Origin of the sequence: Kitasatospora sp. NPDC002965 (genome assembly GCF_040611255.1) — a bacterium.
In the GTDB taxonomy this organism is placed as follows: Bacteria; Actinomycetota; Actinomycetes; order Streptomycetales; family Streptomycetaceae; genus Kitasatospora.
Window position 1 is genome coordinate 44,138 of record NZ_JBEXNT010000038.1, and the last position, 20,484, is coordinate 64,621.

Annotated in this window: 22 protein-coding genes and 1 pseudogene; 9 read left to right on the forward strand and 14 right to left on the reverse strand. The window is 72.8% G+C overall.

Going from position 1 to position 20,484, the window contains the following annotated elements; genetic code table 11:
* Positions 1–45: 45 nt before the first annotated feature.
* The 7 genes and pseudogenes from hisN to ABZY91_RS17505 form a co-directional block, all read right to left on the reverse strand.
* A complete protein-coding gene (gene hisN / locus ABZY91_RS17475) occupies positions 46–873 on the reverse strand; it encodes a histidinol-phosphatase (RefSeq protein ID WP_355403270.1) in 828 nt (275 codons plus the stop codon).
* Positions 874–877: 4 nt separating this feature from the next.
* Complete coding sequence (locus ABZY91_RS17480) at positions 878–1,567, reverse strand: methyltransferase (protein ID WP_355403272.1); 690 nt, start codon at positions 1,565–1,567, stop codon at positions 878–880.
* Positions 1,568–1,598: 31 nt separating this feature from the next.
* On the reverse strand, positions 1,599–2,888 hold the full coding sequence (locus ABZY91_RS17485; protein ID WP_355403274.1) for a DegT/DnrJ/EryC1/StrS family aminotransferase: 1,290 nt from the start codon (positions 2,886–2,888) through the stop codon (positions 1,599–1,601).
* Between the two features lie 29 nt (positions 2,889–2,917).
* Complete coding sequence (locus ABZY91_RS17490) at positions 2,918–3,934, reverse strand: Gfo/Idh/MocA family oxidoreductase (protein ID WP_355403276.1); 1,017 nt, start codon at positions 3,932–3,934, stop codon at positions 2,918–2,920.
* Positions 3,935–4,031: 97 nt separating this feature from the next.
* Positions 4,032–4,502 carry an NUDIX domain-containing protein gene (locus tag ABZY91_RS17495; RefSeq protein ID WP_043472510.1) on the reverse strand — a complete coding sequence of 157 codons (471 nt, stop codon included), beginning with the start codon at positions 4,500–4,502 and terminating at the stop codon, positions 4,032–4,034.
* 515 nt (positions 4,503–5,017) lie between these two features.
* Positions 5,018–5,860 (reverse strand): methyltransferase domain-containing protein, encoded by an 843-nt coding sequence (locus ABZY91_RS17500; RefSeq protein WP_355403279.1) that lies wholly within the window; start codon positions 5,858–5,860, stop codon positions 5,018–5,020.
* A gap of 342 nt (positions 5,861–6,202) precedes the next feature.
* Positions 6,203–6,681 (reverse strand): annotated as a pseudogene (locus ABZY91_RS17505) (IS5 family transposase); the annotation flags it as partial.
* Positions 6,682–6,730: 49 nt separating this feature from the next.
* Between ABZY91_RS17505 and ABZY91_RS17510 the strand changes: the two are divergent.
* Both ABZY91_RS17510 and ABZY91_RS17515 read left to right on the forward strand, forming a co-directional pair.
* Positions 6,731–7,210 (forward strand): diadenosine tetraphosphate hydrolase, encoded by a 480-nt coding sequence (locus ABZY91_RS17510; RefSeq protein WP_355403281.1) that lies wholly within the window; start codon positions 6,731–6,733, stop codon positions 7,208–7,210.
* A gap of 85 nt (positions 7,211–7,295) precedes the next feature.
* Complete coding sequence (locus tag ABZY91_RS17515; protein ID WP_329885486.1) at positions 7,296–7,919, forward strand: DJ-1/PfpI family protein; 624 nt, start codon at positions 7,296–7,298, stop codon at positions 7,917–7,919.
* 61 nt (positions 7,920–7,980) lie between these two features.
* Here the strand turns inward: ABZY91_RS17515 and ABZY91_RS17520 are convergent, their stop codons facing one another.
* Complete coding sequence (locus tag ABZY91_RS17520) at positions 7,981–8,736, reverse strand: alpha/beta hydrolase (RefSeq protein ID WP_355403283.1); 756 nt, start codon at positions 8,734–8,736, stop codon at positions 7,981–7,983.
* Between the two features lie 88 nt (positions 8,737–8,824).
* The gene (locus ABZY91_RS17525; protein ID WP_355403285.1) at positions 8,825–9,397 is read right to left on the reverse strand and encodes a GNAT family N-acetyltransferase; all 573 of its coding nucleotides are present in this window, start codon (positions 9,395–9,397) and stop codon (positions 8,825–8,827) included.
* 131 nt (positions 9,398–9,528) lie between these two features.
* Between ABZY91_RS17525 and ABZY91_RS17530 the strand changes: the two genes are divergently transcribed.
* Entirely contained in the window at positions 9,529–9,903 is a 375-nt protein-coding gene (locus ABZY91_RS17530) for a VOC family protein (RefSeq protein WP_329950317.1), read from the forward strand.
* 124 nt (positions 9,904–10,027) lie between these two features.
* Here the strand turns inward: ABZY91_RS17530 and ABZY91_RS17535 are convergent, their stop codons facing one another.
* From ABZY91_RS17535 to ABZY91_RS17555, 5 genes are all read right to left on the reverse strand, one after another.
* Entirely contained in the window at positions 10,028–11,017 is a 990-nt protein-coding gene (locus ABZY91_RS17535; protein WP_355403288.1) for an ABC transporter permease subunit, read from the reverse strand.
* The gene (locus ABZY91_RS17540; RefSeq protein WP_355403290.1) at positions 11,014–11,901 is read right to left on the reverse strand and encodes an ABC transporter ATP-binding protein; all 888 of its coding nucleotides are present in this window, start codon (positions 11,899–11,901) and stop codon (positions 11,014–11,016) included. Before ABZY91_RS17540 ends, ABZY91_RS17535 begins: the two co-directional genes overlap by 4 nt.
* Positions 11,902–11,957: 56 nt before the next feature.
* A complete protein-coding gene (locus ABZY91_RS17545; protein ID WP_355403292.1) occupies positions 11,958–12,383 on the reverse strand; it encodes a GntR family transcriptional regulator in 426 nt (141 codons plus the stop codon).
* A gap of 181 nt (positions 12,384–12,564) precedes the next feature.
* A complete protein-coding gene (locus ABZY91_RS17550; RefSeq protein ID WP_329885479.1) occupies positions 12,565–13,281 on the reverse strand; it encodes an MOSC N-terminal beta barrel domain-containing protein in 717 nt (238 codons plus the stop codon).
* Positions 13,282–13,405: 124 nt separating this feature from the next.
* Positions 13,406–14,149, reverse strand: a complete 744-nt coding sequence (locus tag ABZY91_RS17555) for a cyclase family protein (protein ID WP_329885478.1) — start codon at positions 14,147–14,149, stop codon at positions 13,406–13,408.
* 65 nt (positions 14,150–14,214) lie between these two features.
* Here ABZY91_RS17555 and ABZY91_RS17560 point away from each other — a divergent pair, with 65 nt between their 5' ends.
* From ABZY91_RS17560 to ABZY91_RS17585, 6 genes are all read left to right on the forward strand, one after another.
* Positions 14,215–14,880 (forward strand): UbiX family flavin prenyltransferase, encoded by a 666-nt coding sequence (locus tag ABZY91_RS17560; RefSeq protein ID WP_329950322.1) that lies wholly within the window; start codon positions 14,215–14,217, stop codon positions 14,878–14,880.
* A gap of 151 nt (positions 14,881–15,031) precedes the next feature.
* Entirely contained in the window at positions 15,032–15,493 is a 462-nt protein-coding gene (locus tag ABZY91_RS17565; protein WP_327678059.1) for an Lrp/AsnC family transcriptional regulator, read from the forward strand.
* A gap of 5 nt (positions 15,494–15,498) precedes the next feature.
* Positions 15,499–16,461: a threonine/serine dehydratase gene (locus tag ABZY91_RS17570; protein WP_355403296.1), complete on the forward strand. Its 963-nt coding sequence runs from the start codon at positions 15,499–15,501 to the stop codon at positions 16,459–16,461.
* A 62-nt stretch (positions 16,462–16,523) separates the two neighbouring features.
* On the forward strand, positions 16,524–17,687 hold the full coding sequence (gene mqnE / locus ABZY91_RS17575; RefSeq protein ID WP_329885475.1) for an aminofutalosine synthase MqnE: 1,164 nt from the start codon (positions 16,524–16,526) through the stop codon (positions 17,685–17,687).
* 166 nt (positions 17,688–17,853) lie between these two features.
* Positions 17,854–19,059, forward strand: a complete 1,206-nt coding sequence (locus ABZY91_RS17580) for a L,D-transpeptidase family protein (protein ID WP_355403298.1) — start codon at positions 17,854–17,856, stop codon at positions 19,057–19,059.
* Between the two features lie 163 nt (positions 19,060–19,222).
* Positions 19,223–20,167 (forward strand): beta-ketoacyl-ACP synthase III, encoded by a 945-nt coding sequence (locus tag ABZY91_RS17585; protein WP_329885474.1) that lies wholly within the window; start codon positions 19,223–19,225, stop codon positions 20,165–20,167.
* Positions 20,168–20,484 lie beyond the last annotated feature (317 nt).

A 20,484-nucleotide genomic window follows, 5' to 3' on the forward strand; every position in this document is an offset into this window, starting at 1 on the left:
GGTCCGTTTCTCGGTGGGTTCCGCGTCCGACGGTTCGGGGCGGGCTCAGGGTCCGGGCGGCCCGGGTGCTGCGGGCGGCGCCGAGAGGGCCTCCACGGCGAGCCGGTGCAACCGCGGGTTGGCGGACAGGGCGCCGGTGCCGTTCCGGGGCGAGGTGCCCAGGAGGTCGGTGCAGAGGCCGCCGGCCTCCTCCACGAGAACCTGTACCGCGGCGATGTCCCAGGGGTTGACGACCGGTTCGGCCGCGATGTCGAGCGTTCCCTCGGCGACCATGCAGTGCTGGAGGAAGTCGCCGAAGGCACGGTCCTCCCAGCAGGCTTCGGCCAGGCGCAGATAGGCCGCACGTGAGTGGAAGACGTCCCAGGTCCGGGTGCTGGTGGTGGAGAGGTATGCCTGGTCGAGGCGGGTGCGGCCGGAGACCCCCAGGCGCACGGGGGTGGTGCCGGCCGGTCCCCGGCGCAGCCAGGCGCCCCGGTCCGCCGCCGCCCACCAGCGGCTGTGCAGGGCGGGGGCGCTGATCACGCCGACGGTGGGGCGATCGTCCTCCAGCAGGGCGATCAACGTGGCCCAGACCGGTACGCCGCGCAGGAAGTTCTTGGTGCCGTCGATGGGGTCGACCAGCCAGGTGCGCCCGGAGGAGACGGAGCCGCCGGTCTCCTCCCCGGCGAACGCGTCATCGGGGCGGGCGGACCGCAGTTCCGCGCGGACGGCCGTCTCGACGGCGGTGTCCGCGTCGGTCACGGGTGTACGGTCCGGCTTCTCCCGGACCCGCAGGTCGAGGGCGTGGAAGCGGCGGACGGTGAGCCCGTCGGCGAGGTCGCCCAGACGGAGGGCCAGTTCGAGGTCGTCCTCCGGTGGCACGGGCGGCGTCACCGGATCACCTCGTCCGCAGTTCGAGCAGGTGGTACTCCATGACGCCCACTTCCTCGATCCGGCGGACCTTGCGCAGCATGTCGATCCGCAGGCCGGCCTCACCGGCGAGCACGTCGAGCCGTTCACGGTCCCCGAGGTGGGCGGTGCCCAGCAGCAGCCGGCCGCCGTCGGTCAGGTGCTCGTGCGCCCCGGCGAGGTAGCGGGCCTGGCCCCGGTAGCCCGGGTCGAAGACGGCGGTGTGGATGTCGCTGGAGAGGGCGAAGCCGTCCTCCACATAGGTCCAGGGCACGTTCCAGAAGATCGTGTCGAAGCGGTTCAGGGGATCGAGCGCCGTGTACATGTCGCTGTGGAGGACGCGGACCCGGTCGCCCACACCGTGCCGCTCGGCGTTGGCGACGGTATTGGCCACGGCCTTCTCGTTGACGTCCAGTGCGGTGACGGAGGCACAGCCGCTGAGTGCGGCGGTGACGGCGATGACGCCCGTACCGCAGCCGACCTCCAGGAACGAGCCGTCCCGGGGATAGGGCACCACCGAGGCCATCACCTCGGTGGCCGCGCTCAGCGTGCTGGGCCAGACACCCCGGTGCAGGCTCCATTCCCGGCCCAGCAGGGTGAAGGTGTCCGGCAGGTCGTCACCGGCGAGGGCGTGCTGCAGGGCCCTCGCCACGTCCTCCGGCGACTCTTCGACAGTCATGCCCACTCCCTCTTCGGCGGTGCGGTTCCGGTCATCGGGGCAGCTCGGCGGCGTACCGGACCAGCGCTTCGCGGTGACGGCCGATCTTGCGGAACGCCTCGGCGTACTGGTCGATGAGCACCGTGTCGTCGGGCCAGGCGGTGAAGGTCGGCAAGGAGAGCGCGTGCTGCTCGACGTACTCGGCCTGCGAGTCGGCCCCCGGCGTGGTGGCCTTCTTCGGGACTCCGGGGAAGAGAGGGTTCTCGGTGCGGGCGTAGAGCGGCAGGGTGGACAGCCGGGGGCCGGAGGGGGCGCCGACCTCCATGCCCTCGGCGCGCAGCGCCCGGATGAGCACCGAACGTGGAACGCCACCCAGCGCCTGGGGCCGGTAGAGCGGCTTGTAGCCGTACCAGGCGCCCATGTCGACGTGGTCGGCGACATGGACCTGCTGCAGGTACTCCACGTCGGCGAGCTGCTCGCCGAGGTGCCGCAGGCACCGGTGCCGGGCCTCCTTGCGTGCGGGGAAGGCGGCGAGGGCATGCCGGGCGACGATGGCGTTGAACGGTGACATGCGCAGCTTGAGTCCGAAGCCCGTGACCCAGTGGGCCCGCAGGTCCTCGTCGAGGACGGAGTCCCGGGAGCGGTCCCGGTAGTGCCCGAGGAGGGTGGCGCGGTCCTGGATCCCGGGGTCGCTGGTGACGAGGATGCCGCCTTCTCCGGCGTAGACGGCCTTGTTGGCCTGGAGGGAGAAGACGGCGGCGTCGCCGAAGGTGCCGACCGGCCGGCCCTTGTAGCGGCTGCCGTGGGCGTGGGAGCAGTCCTCCAGGACGCGCAGCCCGTGCCGTTCGGCGATCGACAGGATCGCGTCCATGTCGCAGGGGTGGCCCCACTGGTGGACGACGGTGACGACCTTGGTGTGCTCGGTCAGCGCGGACTGGAGCGCCTTGGGGTCCAGGCCGCGGGTGTCGGGGTCGATGTCGGCGAGGACCACGTCACCGCGCAGCGCGAAGACGGGGCTCAGCGCGGCGTGGTAGGTGAGCGCCGGTCCCACGACATCCACCCCCTCGCGTACGCCGAGGGCGAAGTAGGCGGCGAGGAGCGCACTGGTGCCGGAGTTGAAGGTGACCGCGTAGCGGGCGCCGCCGTTCAGGAAGGCGAGGAAGTCGGCTTCGAGCCGGCCGATGGGGCCGCTGTTGCCCTTGATGGAGATGTCGGTGTTCCGCTGTGCGGCCAGCTCGGACAGCTCCGCCTCGTCCGCGGGGGGCGGCCACACCTCGTGGGGCAGTGGCCGCGAGATGGCGGGTGCGCCCCCGAGAAGGGCGAGCCGTTCGTCGGTACTCATGTGCTCTCTTCCTGTCCTTGCGGGGTGGGTCAGGCGCATCGGTCGGTGAGTCCGCTCGTCCCGCCCGATCGGGCCCGGTAGATTCCGTCGATCGTGCGAACGGTGGCGAGTTGACGCAGGAGGTGGTCCCGGCGGTAGTCGCGGTCCTCCAGGCGGTTCAGGTAGTGGATGAACATGGAGCGCGTGATGTCCGTCCTGGATCCTTCCGGGGCGTAGCGTTCCAACTGGGCCCCTCCGACGGCATGCAGGGTGGCCGCCCCGGGGGCGACGGTCAACGCGCCTTCCGAACCGAGCACGCAGAGCTGTTCGGTCTTCGCGAGGCTGTGGCGCGAGATGCGCAGCGAGCCCGCCAGCCCCCTCGACGGGTAGCTGCACAGGAGGGCGACCAGATCCTCCAGTCGGCGATCCCGCGTCTCCTGGTACTGGTGCACGAAGGCCGAGTGCACCCGGGGGGTTTCGGGGAACATCCCGTTGAGCACGTCGACGAGGTGGTAGCCCATGTCGAGGAGCACACCACCCCTCGCCTGCTCCCGGGACGCGCGCCAACCCGTGGTCGGACGAGCCAGGTTGAAGTGGTAGTCGTAGGAGAACCAGTAGGGCCTCCCGATCCGCGCGAGGTTGTCCCGGGCGAACCGGAACACCGGGTCGAAGTTCCGTTGCAGCAGTGTGAAGACGCTGCGGTCGGCCTGCTGCGCGAGATGTATCAGCTGGCGCGCTTCGGGTTCGGTGACCGCGAACGGCTTCTCCTTGATGACGTGCCTGCCGTGCGCCAGCAGCCGCGTACAGACCGGGAAATGCTCGCCGTGCGGCACGGTGACCACTGCGGCGTCGAAGTCGACGGCTTTCAGCGCGTCGTCAAGGCTCCCGTAGTACGGGAATCCCCATTCGTCGGCGAGTGGCACGGCGGGCGGGGCGGAGTCGACGCCGCCGACGATATCGGCACTCTCCTGGACGATCGGCAGGTACTCCTTTCCTTGATGCCCGGCAAATCCGATCATCAGGACTCGTGGTCGCGGACGGATGTTCTTCAGCCTGTCGCCGGGCATGCAGAATATTCCCCTCGCAGAACACCGCTCGACGATGACGTGGGAAGTCGGGAAAGAGTTGTGCGGCCCGGATCGGACTTGTGCGTCCGCAGACGGTTCAGAGAGCCGTGCGGCTCCCCGAAGGGTCGGGGCGCCAAGCGTGTGCCGCGGTCACGACGTCCTTGATGAAGGTGCTGCCGCTGCGCAGTGTGTTCTCGTCGAGCAGCGTGACGTCCTCGGCGGCCAGCCAGGCGAACTCGGTGTGCTTGTCCGGTTCGAGTGCGGGCGAGGAGAGGTCCCCGTCCACCTCGACGAGGTAGTCCGACTCGATGTGCCGGATGCCGTCCCCCGTCCACTCCGTGTGTGCGACCCGGGCGAGAACGCGGCGCAACCGCCACCCCGTCTCTTCCGAGATCTCCCTGCGGAGCGCTTCCAGGAGGGATTCCCCCGGTTCGACGGCTCCACCGACCACGTCCCAGCAGCCGGGGAAGAGGGAGCGGTCGGCCGAGCGGCGTTGGACGAAGATCCGGCCGGCCGGATCACGGATCAGCGCGCCCACCACCGGTCGGGGCCGGGCTGCCCCGGTCATGAGGGTCCCCCGTCGCGCTCGGACGGGCACGGGGGTTCGGAATCGGCATTCCCGTACGAACGGCCGAGCGGGCGGGGGGGCGAGCGGTCCGAACGGCGGGGTCGGGGCGGGACGAAGCGGTCTGGATTCGAACTGGAGAATGAACGACCTGAAGCTTGCTTCTCCACTCCGCGAGGTTAGCCGAATCCCGGAGAACAAGTGCGAGGGCGAACTTCTTCAGGGCGCCTTGAGTTCCACTTGACACGGCGAACGGTCGCGTGCTGAGGGATTGCCTCCCGGTGTGTGCCGCGGCCCCGCCCCGGCGGAATCGCCGGGGCGGGGCCTTGTCCGCGCACGGTCCGGTATCGGCCCGGTCCGGCTGCTCCATGGCGACGGGGCTCCGGCAGCGGATTCTTGAGCGATTCTTTCCTGCCGCCGCTGACGGATCGTGACGGAACTCTATTGGCCGGATCGGCCGCCCTTCGCGTCCCGGCGACGCCCTCCTCCGGCCCCGCCGACCCGGCCGGCGCCTCCGTTCACCGGCGGCGCGCGACCACGAAGGCGTAGCCGATCTCCGCGAGGGCACCGAACCGGGGAAGGGAACGGGCGAAGTCGAAGAACTCGTAGTGCGGGTCGTCCGCGGAGGGGGTGACATCCGCGAAGGCATCGGCGAACGCCTGGTAGGTGGGCCGGACGTGCTCCCCGATGTCCTGGAACTCCAGAACCTCCAGACCGGCGCGGTCGAGGGCCGTGCGGAGCTCCGCCGGCTCGGGGAGCGCGGGGGACCCGAACGCCCGGCAGGTCCGGCGGACCGTCTCCGCGGCCTCACCGGTCACCGGCGACCGGAGCAGCACGTCGGTGACGACCAGCGTGCTGCCGGGCCGCAGGGTCCGGGCGATCTCGGTGAGGGCGGCGGTCCGGTCGGGAATGTGCATCATGGACTCGATCGCCCAGGCACCGTCGAAGGACGCGGACTCGAAAGGCAGTGCGCAGGCGTCCGCGTACCGGAAGTCCACCCGGTCGGCGAGCCCGGCGGCATCCGCCCGGGTCCGTGCGAGGGCGATGTCCTCGGCGCTGACCGAGATTCCTGACACCTGGCCACCGGTGGCCCGGGCGATGCGCAGCGCGGGCCGTCCCGTTCCGCAGCCGACATCCAGCAGACTGCGGCCGGGTGCGGCGCCCAGCCGCCCCGCCACGAGGTCGGTGAGCCGGTCGGTGGCCTGGTCGAGCGACCGTCCGTCCGCCGGGCTGTCCCAGTAGCCGACGTGAATGTTCCCGTCGACGGACGCGCCGTCCACGATCTCGGGGTGCTCGTCACGGAGCGGGTCAGGGTCGGGTGAGGACGGGACGCCGTGCTGCGCGGACGGGTTGTCGGTCATCGCGATCTCCCGGGTGCGAGGGGTGAGTCGGCGGGTGACGAGGGCCGGCGGCGTTCGCCGGGAGCGGGCAAAGTGTTCCCGGACGAACGCGACGCCGTTCCGTTCTTCCTGAAGGACTTCCCGTGCGACCGGTGGTGGGAACCGCTTCTCGGTGACCGGCTACCGCAGGGCGGTGATGGCGGTGATGGCGGTGGCGAGGTGGCCGTCGTGGACGTGCCAGTGGCCGTCCAGGGTGGGGAGCGGGGAGGGGGCGAGGAGGGCGGCGGTGAAGGTGCCGTCCGGGCGGAGGGTGAGGTCGGCCTCGGAGAAGTCGAGGACGGTGTGGGTGAGCGGGAACCAGGTGTTGCCGCCCGTGAGGACGAAGCCGAGCGGGCGGCCCCGGCCGTCGCACGCCAGGTGGAGCTTGGTGCTCAGTCCGCCACGGGATCGACCGAGGGCGTGATCACCCGCTTCGTCCCGATCGGTTGCCCCTTCTTGCCGCCGGTGGCGTGCTGGTGGGCCCGCACGATCGTGGAGTCGACCGACACCAGCCAGTCGATGTCCCCGGCCGCGTCCTTCTCCGCCTGGATCGCCCGCAGCATCCGCGAGAACGTCCCGTCCAGCGCCCACCTGCGGAAACGGGTGTACAGGGTCTGCCACGAGCCGTACCGCTCCGGCACATCGCGCCAGGCCGAGCCGGTCCGCAGCTTCCACACGATCCCGTTCAGCACCACCCGGTCGTCACTGCGCGGCCGACCTGCAGATCCTGACCTCGGCAGGAACCGCGACAACACATCCCACTCGGCATCCGAAAGCTCATGACGTCGCACCACAACCGACATGATCTCTCATCACTTGATCAGATTTGAAGACGGACCCTAGCATCGCCACATGATCGACGACGGCACCGACTGGAAGTCCGACCGCATCGGCAGCGCGCTGCGGGGTGAGAACCCGACCGTGATCCGGCGCCTGGACGCCGGGTTCGCGGTGATCGGGGACGTGCAGTTCCTGCCCGGCTACGCGATCCTGCTCACGGACGAGCCCGGCGTCGAGCGGCTCTCCGACCTGCCGAGGGCGCGCCGGATCGCGTACCTGGAGGACCTCGACCGGCTCGGCGAGGCCGTGGAGCGGGCGTGCCGGGCGGCCGACCCGGCGTTCCGGCGGGTCAACCTGGAGATCCTCGGCAACACCGACCCGATGCTGCACGCGCACGTGTGGCCGCGCTTCGGATGGGAGCCCGAGGACCTCGTCCGGGTGCCCGTCTGGCGCTACCCGGCGGACCGGTGGCGTGACGACCGGTACGCGCTCGGCCCGGCGCATGACCCGATCCGGGCGGCGATCGGGGCCGAGCTGGATGCGCTCAGGTGAATGCCGGTGGTGCAGACCACTCGTTCTCGTGAATCCGCTGACCAGGGTGCGGACGCCGTGCCAACTCCGCTCTAACCTGCGGAACATGGACATCGTGATCCCGCTCTTCGACGATTTCGAGCCGCTCGACGCGGTCGGCCCGTACCAGGTGCTCGGGTATCTCCCGGGCGCCGTCGTGCGGTTCGTCTCGACGAGCGGGACCGGCCGGGTGGTCGACACCCTGGGCGGGCTGAGACTGGACGTTCCCGCCCGGTACGAGGAGGTCGAGTCGTGCGACGTCCTCCTCGTGCCGGGCGGGAACGGGGCGCGTCCGCTGCTGGACGACGCCGGGTTCACCGACTGGATCCGCCGGGTGCACGCGACCACCCGGTTCACCACCTCGGTCTGCACCGGTGCGCTGCTGCTCGGGGCGGCCGGACTGCTCAAGGGGCTGGTGGCGACCACCCACTGGGCGGCCGCGGGCGAGCTGGCGGCGTACGGTGCGACGTACACGCCGGAACGGGTGGTCCGCCGCGAGCGGATCGTCACGGCGGCCGGGGTCTCCTCCGGCATCGACATGGCGCTCCGGCTCGTGGCGCTGCTCGCCGACGAGACCACCGCCCGGGCGATCCAGCTCCACGCCGAGTACGACCCCCAGCCCCCGTTCGACTCCGGTTCGCCGGCGAAGGCGTCGCCCGCGGTGCTGGAGCGGATCCGCGAGATCGGCTAGGCCGGGGCGGGCGGGCAGGCGGGCATGGCGGGCAGGCGGGCCTCCGGGCGGGGCCGAGGTGTCACCCCCGGAGGAAGGACTCCAGGGAGGCCGCCAGCGCGACCGGCGTCTCGTGCATCGGGTAGTGGCCGCTGTTGGGGAGCTCCTCCAACTCGGCGTTGGGGTAGTGGGTCAGGAAGGTGCCGCGCATCACCTCGGCGGTCAGCGCGAGGTCGTGCGCTCCCACGATCACCTTGACCGGCACGGGATTCCCGTCGATCCGTTCCACCAGGTCGGCGGTGGCCCAGTCGCGCACGTAGCCGCCGAACGCCTCGCGGGTGGACAGTGACAGCGAGCGGTTCACCATCAGGTCGAGCCAGACCCGGCCGGCCCGCCGCCCGGTCACCAGGTCGATGATGGCGAACCGCTTCTCGCGGTCCTCCGCCGCCCCGTAGAACAGCTTCTCGGCCGCCGCGTCCATCGGGTACACGCTCGCGGGGACGGGCGCCAGGCCCACCAACTTCCGCACCCGCCCGGGTGCCTGGGCCAGCACCTGTTGCACCGCCTTGCCACCCATGGAGTGCCCGACGAGCGAGAAGCTCTCCCAGCCGAGCTGGTCGGCCAGCGCGAGCGCGTCGTCCGCGATCTCGGCGAGCGTGTACGCACCCGTCACGTTCCGGCGCTCGCCGTAGCCCCGGTAGTCGAGGAAGGCGTAGGTGAAGGCGGAGCCGTCCAGGTAGTCCAGGAACGGGCCCCAGCCGGCGCTGGTGCCGAACCAGTCGTGCAGCACCAGGACCTTGTGGGCGCCGGTGCCGATCAGGCGGTGAGGGATCGTCATATCCGTTGTTCTGCCCGCAAATCCGGGCCGCCGAACTACCGGCCGGTAGGCGGATCCGCCACCGCCGGGCGGCCCGCCGGGCACCGGATCAGAGCGTGCGCCGGTACGCCGCGCCGGGCCGGCCGTCGACGACCTCCTCGCCCACCGCCGTGAAGCCGGTGCGGGCGAGTACGGCCCGCGAGGGCGCGTTGTCGAGGGTGGTCACGGCGGTGAGCGCGGTGAGCCCGTACGCCGTGGCGGCGAGCCGGCACGCCTCCTCGACCGCCGCCCGGGCCACGCCCCGGCCGCTCGCGCTCTCGGCGACCCGGTAGCCGAGTTCGGCGCTGCCGCCGGCCGCGTCCACCAGGTTCACCCGGCCGAGCAGCGTGCCCCCGGCGTCCAGGACGACGTGGAAGTGGCAGGCGCCGGTGGCCTGTTCGGCGAGCAGCGCGGCGTGGCGGCCGGCGAACCCGTCCGGGGTGAAGTAGCCGTCCCCGCGGTCGGGCACCGAACGCGCGAAGTACGCCCGGTTCTCGCGTTCGAAGGCGAGGAGGGCGTCCGCGTGCGCGGCGGCGAGCCGTTCCAGCCGCACGGCCGGGCCGGGGGAGCCGGGCGCACCGGGGGTGCCCGGCGTTCCGGGCCGGGGCGCCTCCGGATGGACCGAACCGTCTTCTGTGGTCATCCGATCATGCTCCGGCCCGGGGCGGGAGCTGTCCAGCAGACGCGGAGGACGGCGGACGGGCGGCGCGGGCCGGTCCGGGACGCCGACGGCCGGAGAATGGCGGACAGTCCGCACCCTCGAAGGAGATTCCCGTGATCGGCCGGCTGCAGTGTCTCGTCCTCGACTGTCCCGACCCGGCCGTGCTGGCCCGCTTCTACGCGGGGCTGCTCGGCGGCGAGGTGGACCGGCCGGATCCGCGCTGGTCGCTGGACGAGGCGTGGTCCACCCTGCACACCCCCGGCGGACCGGTGCTCTGCTTCCAGGGGGTCGCCGACCACCGTCCGCCGCGCTGGCCGGACCCCGCCCACCCCCAGCAGGCCCACCTGGACATCGACGTCGACGACCCGGCCGCCGCCGAAGCCGCCGTCCTCGCCCTCGGCGGCACCCTCCTCCGGGACGCCGGGGGGTGGCGCGTCTACGCCGATCCCGCCGGCCACCCGCTGTGCCTCCTGCCCGTCCGCCGCTGACCCCGTCCGCGGCTGACCCCGTCCGCGGCCGGATCGGGCCGCCGCCGGCCCTGCGCACCCCCGGACCGGACCGGCCGGGCGCCCCCCGGCCGGTGTGCCGGAGAGCGCCCCTCGGCGGTTCCGTTCAGGCGATGCGGCGGATGCGGCGGACGGCCAGGACGAGGAGCAGGGCGGTGAGGGCGAGGAAGAGGCCCGTCTCGATGCCCTGGAAGGTCCAGAAGCGGTCGGCCGGCTGGTACTCCTGCCAGTTGGTGTAGGGCGCGGGCCCGAAGCCCTGCTGGGCGAAGTGGGCCACGCACCCGGCGGAGTCGCCGGAGCCGTCGGTGTCGCAGCCGACCCGGGCGTCCGGGAGGACGAGTTCCCCGACGCCGTTGCGGACGCCCTCCTGGTAGACCCAGGAACCGGTGAAGCGGTTGCCCGTGAGCGGGCTGTCGATCGCGTAGCTGAGCGTCTTCGTCGGCAGGAAGTGCGGGCGGGCGAGGGTCTCGACCAGCACCCGGACGGCGACGAAGGCGGCGAGCGAGATGCCCATCGCGGGCAGCACCTTGCGGCTCAGGGTGCCGACCAGGATGCCGAGCGCCACCGCGAACAGCGTGTAGCCGATCGGCGCCGCGCCCTGGACGTCGAAGAAGAGGTAGCCGAGCCGGCCCGCACCGTTGGCGGCCAGCGGGGCCAGCCACCAGGCGACGCCCAGCGAGTAGACCACCGACAGGACGAGGGCGACGGCGCCGACCAGGCCGAACTTGGTGAGGATCCAGCGGCGGCGGCTGATGCCCTGGGTCCAGACCAGCCGGTGGGTGCCGTTCTCCACCTCCCGGGCGACCAGCGGGGAGCCGAAGAAGAGGCCCACCAGGACCGGCAGCAGGACGAAGAGGATGGCGAGGAAGAGCATCGCGCCGTACTGGTTCTCGAAGCGCTGGCTGAGCGACTCGCAGCCGCCGCCGGAGACGAGTTGGGTGCCGCCCAGCTTGCGCAGGCACGCCCCGAGTCCGGAGTCCTCGAAGGTGGACCGCATGCCGAGGCCGGTGGGGATCAGGGCGGCGGCCAGGACGGCGAGGGCGATCGCCGTCCAGAGCGCCTGCTTGCGGTGTTGACGCCAGGTCAGCCAGATCATGCGGCCACCTCCGGGAGGGCGGCGGTGCCGGTGCTGCGGGTGTCCGCGGCGCCCAGGTAGGCGAGGACGAGGTCCTCCAGGGTGACGTCGTGCACGGCCCACCGGTCGGTGTCGACCGGGCCGTCGGTGCGGACCAGCAGGGTGGACTGCCGTTCGGTGTGGCTGGCCCGGATCATCGCCGCCACTCCGGGCACCGCGGCGCCGTCGGCGACCCGCGGGCCGACCAGCCGGCAGTGGGTGGCGAGCAGGTCGTCCACCGCGCCGGAGAGCTGGACGTGGGCGGTCTGCAGGACGATCAGGTGGTCGCAGACCCGTTCGAGGTCGGCGAGCAGGTGGGAGGAGAGCAGCACGGTGGTGCCGTACTCGCCGACCGCACCCATCAGGGCCTGCATGAACTCGTGCCGGGCCAGCGGGTCGAGGGCGGCCACCGGCTCGTCCAGGAGCAGCAGCCGGGGCTTCTTGGCCAGCGCCAGGGCGAGCGCGACCTGGGCGCGCTGGCCGCCGGACAGCTTGCCGACCGGCTTGTCGGCCGGAATGCCGAGCCGGGTGAGCCGCTCACGGGCGATCTCCGAGTCCCAGCGGCGGTTGAGCCGGCTGCCCATGGTGATCAGCTCGGTGGCGGTGAAGTCCGGGTAGAGCGGGGTGTCCTGGGCGACGAACCCCAGGTCGGCCAGGGCGTCGATGTTGTCCCGCGGGTCCTGGCCGAAGACGCGGACCTGTCCGGCGTCGGGCTGCAGCAGGCCGACGGCGAGGTGGAGCAGGGTGGACTTGCCGGCGCCGTTGGGCCCGACCAGGGCGGCGATCCGCCCGGCGGGGAGCTGTAGCGAGCAGCCCCGGAGTGCCCAGGTCTGGCCGTAGCGCTTGCCCAACCCGTCTGTCTGCAAAGCGACTTCCGTCATGTGTTCCCCCAAGGATGCGGTCTGGCGGGATGTCGTACGGGCTAGCCGGTGTGCCGGCTGCCGTGCCGGCCGTCGCCCGGTGGCGTCCGGTCGAACGTGGCCCGCGTGGTGGTGTCGATCAGCGCGGTGATGTCCTCGCGGGTGAGTCCGGCCTCGTGCGCCTTGCGCAGCCAGGTCACCAGCTCGTCGCGCAGTTCCGCCTGGTTGGCCAGCGAAGGTCCGGCCAGGGTGCGGACCAGGAACGTCCCCACCCCGGGCCGGCCCTCGGCGAGCCCCTCCAACTCCAGCTCCCGGTAGGCCTTGAGCACGGTGTTGGGGTTGATCGCCAGGGACTGCGCCACATCGCGCACCTTGGGCAGCCGGTCCCCCGGCTGCGCCAGTCCGACGCGCAGCGCCTGCTTCACCTGAAGCACCAGCTGCATGTACGTGGCCACCCGCGAGCGGCCGTCGAGCACGAACTCGATCACCAGTTGTTCTCCTGTCCTACGACAGTAAGACAGGATAGGCGTGCGTCAGTCAAGTGGTGGGAGGGAAAGCTGAATTGCCGCCGGTCAGCGGGGTCTGACGAGGAGTCCGCCGGTCAGCTCGGCGCGTCCGGGCCCGCGGGTCCGGCCGCCCGTACGGCCGGCCGCCGGAGCCGCGGGGCGGTCAGTGCAGGGACAGCGCGTCGCCCACGGCGAGCCGGCCGGGGGCGGCGACCCCGGCGAGCGCGTCCAGCCGGGCCTCGTGGGCCTGGGCGATGGCCTTGAGGATCTCGGGGGCGTGCGGCAGCCCGGGCTGGGCGGCGGTGGTCATCGCGCAGCGCTCGCTGGACCGGACGAAGGAGAGCCGCGCGCCGGAGCGGGAGCCGGTCCGGCCCTCGCGGCCGAACCACGTGTCCTCGACGAACGGCGGGGTGCCGGGCGGGGTGCGCACCAGGACGTTGGGCCGGAAGCGGCGGACGTCGACGACGGCGGACGGCGCGGCCTCGGCCACCCAGTCGAGGGTGGCGGTGGTGAGCACGCTGACCGGGAGCTGGTCGAAGTGCGAGACGGCGTCCTCGCGGGCGAGTTCGACGTCGTCGCGCTGGAGGTAGGCGCGCAGGAAGGCGGTCGGGTCGGCGACCGGACCGCCCAGCGGGTCGAACAGCTCGGGGCCGTCCAGACGGTGGCCGAGCCGGGAGGAGAGCCGGAGCAGGCCGTCCATCCGCCGGAACCGGCGGGTGTTCTTGCCGGAGCCGAGCTTGCCGTTGCCGTCGCGCACGGCGTAGAGGCGGTCGCCCGCGAGCCCGCGGTCGTCCACCTCGACGGAGTCGAGCCGCTCGCCGCCGGTGGACTTCACGGGGTAGCGCCAGAGCTGCTCGATCACTCCGATGATCTCTGCCATGGCCGGACAGCGTACCGGCGTACGCCGGGGATGGTCTAGACCAAGTGCCCTTCGGGCCAAGCGGTTCGGCAGATCGGGTCGGTCGCTCCCGGCAGGTCCGGGCTGAGCCGGGGCGGTCCGCGGGTCACCCCAGCCGGGCCACCGCCCGGACCGGCGCCCCGTCGGCTGCCACCAGCCGGATCGGGAAGAGCGAGATCTCGACCGGGAGCCCGGCCCGCTGCGCCTCCAGCAGCGCCCGCAGATCGGTCAGGTTCTCGGCGATGACCCCGCCGCCGGGCGCGCCGAGCAGGATCCGGTGCGCGGCCAGGGTGGGCTCGTCGGCGGCCGGCTGGTCGTGCTCGTCGGTGAGGTCGGCGAGCAGCGCGGCCACCGCCGGGTCGCCGGGCCCCGGGTCGGGCGTGGGGTCGACGCTGAGCGCGTCCACGCCGACCGTCCGCACCCCGGCGGCGACGATCGCCTCCGCCGCGCCGGCGGACAGGCTGGGGTGGGCGAGATAGGTGTCGGTGCCCCAGTGCCGGGCCCACCCGGTGGCCAGCAGCAGGACAGTGCCCTCGCCGGCGTGCTCCAGCGCGGGCGCGAGCTGCTCGGCGGTCACCTCCGAGCGCGGCTCCAGGCCGCGCAGGTCGGCGACGACCGCGGGGCCGGTGAACCGCTCCAGCGGCAGGCCGTCCAGGGTGGGCCAGGTGACGTCCACGTGGTAGGGCGCGTCCACATGGGTGCCGGACTGCGAGCCGAGGTGCAGGGCCAGCACGTTCACCCCGGCGGTCGCGGTGGTGAGCGCGGGTTCCAGGACGACGGCCGGGTCGCCGGGGTAGACCGGCATCGCGGTGGTCACCTGATGGGTGAGGTCGACGAGGGTCGCTGCCATGGCACCCATCCTCCCAGGAGGGCGCCGGGGCCGGGTGGGCCGCGTGAGGATAGAAAGTAAGCACTATGGAAAAGCCGAACCAGCCAGTCCGTCAGCCCTGGGTCGTGGGAGTGTCCGGCGCGTCCGGCACGCCCTACGCCGCTTCCGTGATCCGCGCGCTGCTCGCCGCCGGCGAGGCCGTGGACCTCGTGGTGAGCCGCGCCGCGCGGCTCACCATCCTCGACGAGACCGGCATCTCCTTCCGCGACGCGCACTGGCGCACCGACCTCGCCGCCTGGCTGGCCCTCCCGGAGGACGGCCTGGACGACGTCCGGTACTGGCCCGCCGGGGACTTCGCGGCCGGCCCGTCCAGCGGCTCGTACCCGGCCAAGGGCATGCTGGTCGTCCCCGCGACCACCGGTGCGGTGGCCGGCATCGCGCTCGGCCTGAGCAAGGACCTGCTCCAGCGGGTCGCCAGCGTCACCCTCAAGGAGCGCCGCCCCCTGGTGGTCTGCGTCCGCGAGGCACCACTCAACGGGGTGACGCTGAAGCACCTGGTGGAGCTGGACGCGCAGGGCGCCGTCGTGCTCCCCGCCTCGCCCGGCTTCTACGCCGGCGGCTCCACCGTCCGTGAGCTGGTCGACTTCGTGGCCGGGCGGGTGCTGGACGCCGTCGGCGTGCCGCACGCGCTGTACCGGCGCTGGGAGGGCGAGTTGGGCGCGGCCGCCCGGGAGGGCGACCGGCCGGCCTGACGACATGGGTCCGTCGGCCCGAGGGGGAGTGGGGAGCCGGCAGTCGGGAGAGTATGTTCTCTGCGATATCCGGGTTGGTCCGAGCATGGCACCTTTGAATCCGGATAATGATCTGTGGGTCTGGTGAGGTTCGGAAGGACGCGGACGGTATATGGACACGGTGGACAGACAGCTCATCCAGGCGCTCCGGGAGAACGGCCGTGCGTCCTACGCCGAGCTGGGCCGACTGGTCGGCCTCTCCGGCCCGAGCGTCACGGACCGCATCAACCGGCTGGAACAGGCCGGCGTGATCACCGGCTACCGCGCGACGGTCAACCCGGCCTCGCTCGGTTTCGGTGTCACGGCCCTGATCGGACTCCAACTCACCGACGCGGCCGACCACGAGGACGTCGCGTTCCGGCTGAAGGACCTCGGCGAGGTCGAGGACTGCTGGTTCATCGCCGGTGACGACTCGTACATGCTCAAGGTCCGGGTGCCGGACGTCGAGGGCCTGGAGTCGGCGGTGAAGCGGATCTCCGGGACGAAGGGTGTGGCCCGTACCCGTACGACCGTCGTACTCTCCACCAAATGGGAGAGCCGGGTGAGCGAGCTGCCGCTCGCCGAAGGGGAGTGACGGCGATGGCACTGGTCGGTCTGGAGGAGCTGCACGCGGCCCGGGAGCGGATCGCGGGGGTCGCGGTGCGCACCCCGCTGGTCCCCGCCCCCTGGGCGAACGACGGCGAGCGGCGGCTCTGGCTCAAGCCGGAGAACCTCCAGCCGACCGGGGCCTTCAAGACCCGCGGCGCGTACAACCGGCTCGCCGCGCTGAGCGGGGCCGAGCGCGCCCGCGGGGTGGTCGCCCAGTCCAGCGGCAACCACGCGCAGGCGGTGGCGTACGCGGCGGAGCTGCTCGGCATCAAGGCCGTGATCGTGATGCCGGACACCTCGCCGGCGGTCAAGGTCGAGGGCACCAGGTCGTTCGGCGCCGAGGTGCTGCTGGTGTCGCCGGAGGAGCGGGACACGGTGCCCGGCGAGCTGGCCGAGCGGCACGGCTACGTCTGGGTGCCGCCGTACGACGACCCGTTCATCATCGCGGGCCAGGGCACCGTGGGCCTGGAGATCGCCGAGGACGCCCCGGCGGAGCTGGACACCGTCCTCGTCCCCGTCAGCGGCGGCGGGCTGATCTCCGGCACGGCGGCCGCGCTCAAGCTGACCCGTCCGGGCGTGCGGGTGATCGGTGTCGAGCCCGAGCTGGCCGCCGACGCCCGGGAGAGCCTGCGGACCGGCGAGCGGGTGGCCTGGCCGGTCGCCGACACCTACCGGACCATCGCCGACGGGCTGCGCACCCCCTCGGTGGGCGAGCTGCCCTTCCAGCACCTCACCGCCTACGTGGACGACATCGTCACCGTCACCGAGGACGAGATCCGCGCGACGGTGGCGCTGCTGGCCCGGCGCGGCCGGCTGGTCGCCGAGCCGTCCGGCGCGGTCGCCCCGGCGGCGTACTTCCACCGGGCGGCCGAGACCGGCGGACGGCACACGGCCGCCGTGGTGAGCGGCGGGAACATCGAACCGGCGTTGCTCGCGGAGCTGCTCGCGGACTGAGCGCCACAGGGGCGTACGCTCGTTCCGGCAAGGAATCGAAGTCGGAGGAGGCGGGGCACCGCATGGACGCAGGGCTCAAGCGCGAGCTGGAGGCGAAGGTCTACGCGGGTGAGCGGCTGACCCGCGAGGACGGGATCGCGCTCTACGAGAGCGACGACCTGGCCTGGCTGGGCGGCCTGGCCCACCACGTGCGGACGCGGAAGAACGGCGACGTCGTCCACTTCAACGTCAACCGCCACCTCAACATGACCAACGTGTGCAGCGCGTCCTGCGCCTACTGCTCGTTCCAGCGCAAGCCGGGCGAGAAGGACGCGTACACGATGCGCATCGAGGAGGCCGTCCGCCTCGCCAAGGCGATGGAGGTGGACTCCCTCACCGAGCTGCACATCGTCAACGGTCTCCACCCGACCCTCCCGTGGCGCTACTACCCGCGTTCGCTGCGGGAGCTGAAGGCGGCGCTGCCGAACGTCTCGCTGAAGGCCTTCACCGCCACCGAGATCCACTGGTTCGAGCGGATCAGCGGCCTGCCCGCCGACGAGATCCTGGACGAGCTGATCGACGCCGGCCTGGAGTCGCTCACCGGCGGCGGCGCGGAGATCTTCGACTGGGAGGTCCGCCAGCACATCGTCGACCACGACACCCACTGGGAGGACTGGTCGCGGATCCACCGCCTCGCCCACAGCAAGGGCCTCAAGACGCCGGCCACCATGCTGTACGGCCACATCGAGGAGCCCCGCCACCGGGTCGACCACGTGCTGCGGCTGCGCGAGCTGCAGGACGAGACCGGCGGCTTCCAGGTCTTCATCCCGCTGCGCTACCAGCACGACTTCCACGACTCCAAGGACGGCGTCGTGCGCAACAAGCTGATGGCCCGTACCGAGATGGCCACCGGCGCCGAGGCGCTGAAGACCTTCGCGGTCTCCCGGCTGCTCTTCGACAACGTCCCGCACGTCAAGGTCTTCTGGGTGATGCACGGCGTCACCACCGCCCAGCTGGCGCTCAGCCACGGTGCGGACGACATGGACGGCTCGGTGGTCGAGTACAAGATCACCCACGACGCGGACAACTTCGGCACCCCGAACAAGCTCGGCCGGGACGACCTGCTGGGCCTGATCCGCGACGCCGGTTTCCGGCCGGTGGAGCGCAACACCCGCTACGAGGTCATCCGCGAGTACGACGGTCCCGACCTCGGTCGTCGCGAGACCCCGCAGGCGATGCGCCTCTGACCCCGCGGCCCCGCAGGGGGCCTCCGCGACCGGCGGTTCCCGCCGTCGCCACCCCGTCGCGATCCCGTCGCCCGGGCCGCCCGCCGGCCCGGGCGACGGCTTCTTCACGGGCTCGACACAGACCCCGGGTTTCCCAACGGGGCCTCGGTTTGGCAGGATCGGCCGCATGTCCGGTTCCCATCGCTCCACCGCGTACCCGTCGTACGAGCCGGTGTACGAGGTGCCGCAGCAGCCGTACGGCGGTCACCAGCAGCCGTTCCCGCAGCAGTACGAGGCACCGCACGCGGGCCCGTACGGGGACCAGGACGTTCCGGGCGGCGTGCCGTCCGGGTACCGCAGCCTCGCCGAGCACGACGTCTACGACCAGCCGTTCCAGGCGTCTCCGGCGGAGCCGGAGGACCTGGCGGCCGGACCGGAGCCGTCGGCCCGGCCCCGGTCGGCGCCCGCTCCCGCCGCGGCCCCCGCCGGGTCCCGGGCGGCCGCCCGGGGTCACCGCCGCAAGCCCAAGAAGAAGCGCACCGGCCGGGCCGTCACCGCCGGCACCGCCCTGCTGCTCGCCGCCGCCGCGGGCTGGTACACGGTCGGCCAGGACGCCGCGAGGACGGGCGTGACCAGCGCCGACGGCCCCGCCCCGGACGCCGTCGCCGCCCCGGACCGCTCCACCGCCCAGGCGGTGACCGACCAGGCCTCCCCGACCGCCGCCCCCGCCGCCCCGGCCGCCGACGCACGGCACACCGAGGAGCCCGCCGCCGACCGCAGCGAGGCCCGCCCGGACGGCTCGGTGGCCGCCATACCCGGCCTCGGCCCCGGCTTCGCCGCCCGGATACCCGTCGAGACCACCCAGGTCGTCTTCGCCTCCGGCGAGGGCAAGGACACCAACAAGGCCGTGGTCACGCTCTGGACCCGCACCGCCGAGGGCCGCTGGCTGGCCGGCGAGACCTGGCAGGGCCACAACGCGTTCAAGGGCTGGACCACCGATCACAACGAGGGCGACCTGCGCAGCCCCATCGGCGTCTTCTCGCTCACCGACGCCGGCGGCCGCAAGGCCGACCCGGGCAGCAAGCTCCCGTACGACAAGGACGCCAACTTCGTGGTCTCCGGCCGGGGCTTCGCCGGCGAGCAGCTCGCCGGTTCCTTCGACTACGTGGTCGCGATCGACTACAACCGGGTGCCCGGCAACTCCCCGCTCGACCCGCGCCGCCCCAACGGCTCGACCAAGGGCGGCGGCATCTGGATCCACGTCGACCACGGGGGCCCGACGCACGGCTGCATCTCCGTCCCGGAGGAGAAGATGGCGCAGCTGATCCGGACCCTGGACCCGGCCGCCCGCCCGGTGATCGTGATGGGTGACGCCGCCTCGCTGGCCGTCTGAGCACGCCGTCCGGGGCCCGGCCGGCCCCGCCGGTGTCCCGCGGCGGCCCGGGCACGCCCCAGTCGCCGCAACGGTCCTTGTCGGTCTCCTACAGCATCCCGGCACGGATCCTGTAGCCGGTCACGCCCGACTGACCAGCGGGTAACCGGGTTGAGTGGGCAGTATGACCGGTTCGCGCATCGTGGCACTCGGCCACTACCAGCCCCCCAAGGTCCTCACCAACGACGACCTGGCGAAGCTGGTCGCCACCGACGACGAGTGGATCCGCAGTCGGGTGGGCATCCGGACGCGCCACATCGCCGAGGGCGAGACCGTGGTCGACCTGGCCACCGAGGCGGCGCAGAAGGCGCTGGCCAACAGCGGGCGGTCGGCGGCCGACGTCGACCTGGTCGTGGTCGCCACCTGCACCGCGGTGGAGCGCAGTCCCAACACGGCCGCCGCCGTCGCCGCCCGCCTCGGCGTGCGCGCGCCCGCCGCCTACGACATCAACACGGTCTGCTCGGGCTTCTCGTACGCGCTGGCCACCGCCGACCACGCGATCCGGGCCGGCGCGGCGCGGCTGGCGCTGGTGATCGGCGCGGAGCGGATGTCGGACACCATCGACTGGACCGACCGGTCCACCTGCGTGATCTTCGGCGACGGCGCCGGCGCGGCGCTGGTCGAGGCCCAGGAGGAGGGTGCCGAGCCGGGCATCGGCCCGGTGGTCTGGGGCTCGGAGCCTGAGCGGGGCGACGCCGTGGTGATCACCGGCTGGGATCCGGTGATCAGCCAGCAGGGCCAGTCGGTGTTCCGCTGGGCCACCACCCAGATCGCCCCGCTGGCCCGGGAGGCCTGCGCGAAGGCCGGGGTCGACCCGTCCGAGCTGAAGGGCTTCGTGCCGCACCAGGCCAACCTGAGGATCATCGACGCGATCGCGTCCCGGCTGGGCATCACCGACGCGGTGGTCGCCCGGGACGTGGTGGACTCGGGCAACACCTCGGCCGCGTCCATCCCGCTGGCCTTCTCCAAGCTGGTCGAGCGCGGCGAGCTGGCGCCGGGCGACCCGGTGCTGCTGTTCGGCTTCGGCGGCGGCCTCGCGTACGCGGGCCAGGTGGTCCGCTGCCCCTGAGCGGGCGGGAGCGGCCCGGAGCGGGCACCGAGAGCCCCTGGACCGGCCCGAGGCCGTCCGGGGGCTCCGTCGTGTCCCCGGGGCTCACCGAGGGCCTGCCGGGGCCTGTGGGGCCTTACTGGGGCCCACCGGGGGCCCGGTGGGGCCGGCCGGGGCCCGCGGTGGCCCGGTGAGGGCCCGGGCCCCGGTCGGGCCCGGGAACACGTATGCCGGTGGGGGGGGGCCCCCCGCGGGGGGGGCGCCCCCCCCCCCGGGCGTGGGGCCGGGGGGCCCCCCCGCGCGCCACCCCCCAGGACCGCGCGCCCCCGCCGGGAGAC

What these genes read in the sequence shown, in the direction of transcription:
- ABZY91_RS17490 (WP_355403276.1), bottom strand. Translation starts at nt 3,934, where the DNA reads ATGCCCGGCGACAGGCTGAAGAACATCCGTCCGCGACCACGAGTCCTG.
- ABZY91_RS17510 (WP_355403281.1), top strand. Translation starts at nt 6,731, where the DNA reads ATGATCGACGACGGCACCGACTGGAAGTCCGACCGCATCGGCAGCGCG.
- mqnE (WP_329885475.1), top strand. Translation starts at nt 16,524, where the DNA reads ATGGACGCAGGGCTCAAGCGCGAGCTGGAGGCGAAGGTCTACGCGGGT.
- ABZY91_RS17580 (WP_355403298.1), top strand. Translation starts at nt 17,854, where the DNA reads ATGTCCGGTTCCCATCGCTCCACCGCGTACCCGTCGTACGAGCCGGTG.
- ABZY91_RS17520 (WP_355403283.1), bottom strand. Translation starts at nt 8,736, where the DNA reads ATGACGATCCCTCACCGCCTGATCGGCACCGGCGCCCACAAGGTCCTG.
- ABZY91_RS17535 (WP_355403288.1), bottom strand. Translation starts at nt 11,017, where the DNA reads ATGATCTGGCTGACCTGGCGTCAACACCGCAAGCAGGCGCTCTGGACG.
- ABZY91_RS17525 (WP_355403285.1), bottom strand. Translation starts at nt 9,397, where the DNA reads ATGACCACAGAAGACGGTTCGGTCCATCCGGAGGCGCCCCGGCCCGGA.
- ABZY91_RS17560 (WP_329950322.1), top strand. Translation starts at nt 14,215, where the DNA reads ATGGAAAAGCCGAACCAGCCAGTCCGTCAGCCCTGGGTCGTGGGAGTG.
- ABZY91_RS17565 (WP_327678059.1), top strand. Translation starts at nt 15,032, where the DNA reads ATGGACACGGTGGACAGACAGCTCATCCAGGCGCTCCGGGAGAACGGC.
- ABZY91_RS17515 (WP_329885486.1), top strand. Translation starts at nt 7,296, where the DNA reads ATGGACATCGTGATCCCGCTCTTCGACGATTTCGAGCCGCTCGACGCG.
- ABZY91_RS17480 (WP_355403272.1), bottom strand. Translation starts at nt 1,567, where the DNA reads ATGACTGTCGAAGAGTCGCCGGAGGACGTGGCGAGGGCCCTGCAGCAC.
- ABZY91_RS17485 (WP_355403274.1), bottom strand. Translation starts at nt 2,888, where the DNA reads ATGAGTACCGACGAACGGCTCGCCCTTCTCGGGGGCGCACCCGCCATC.
- ABZY91_RS17495 (WP_043472510.1), bottom strand. Translation starts at nt 4,502, where the DNA reads ATGACCGGGGCAGCCCGGCCCCGACCGGTGGTGGGCGCGCTGATCCGT.
- ABZY91_RS17570 (WP_355403296.1), top strand. Translation starts at nt 15,499, where the DNA reads ATGGCACTGGTCGGTCTGGAGGAGCTGCACGCGGCCCGGGAGCGGATC.
- ABZY91_RS17585 (WP_329885474.1), top strand. Translation starts at nt 19,223, where the DNA reads ATGACCGGTTCGCGCATCGTGGCACTCGGCCACTACCAGCCCCCCAAG.
- ABZY91_RS17500 (WP_355403279.1), bottom strand. Translation starts at nt 5,860, where the DNA reads ATGACCGACAACCCGTCCGCGCAGCACGGCGTCCCGTCCTCACCCGAC.
- ABZY91_RS17555 (WP_329885478.1), bottom strand. Translation starts at nt 14,149, where the DNA reads ATGGCAGCGACCCTCGTCGACCTCACCCATCAGGTGACCACCGCGATG.
- ABZY91_RS17550 (WP_329885479.1), bottom strand. Translation starts at nt 13,281, where the DNA reads ATGGCAGAGATCATCGGAGTGATCGAGCAGCTCTGGCGCTACCCCGTG.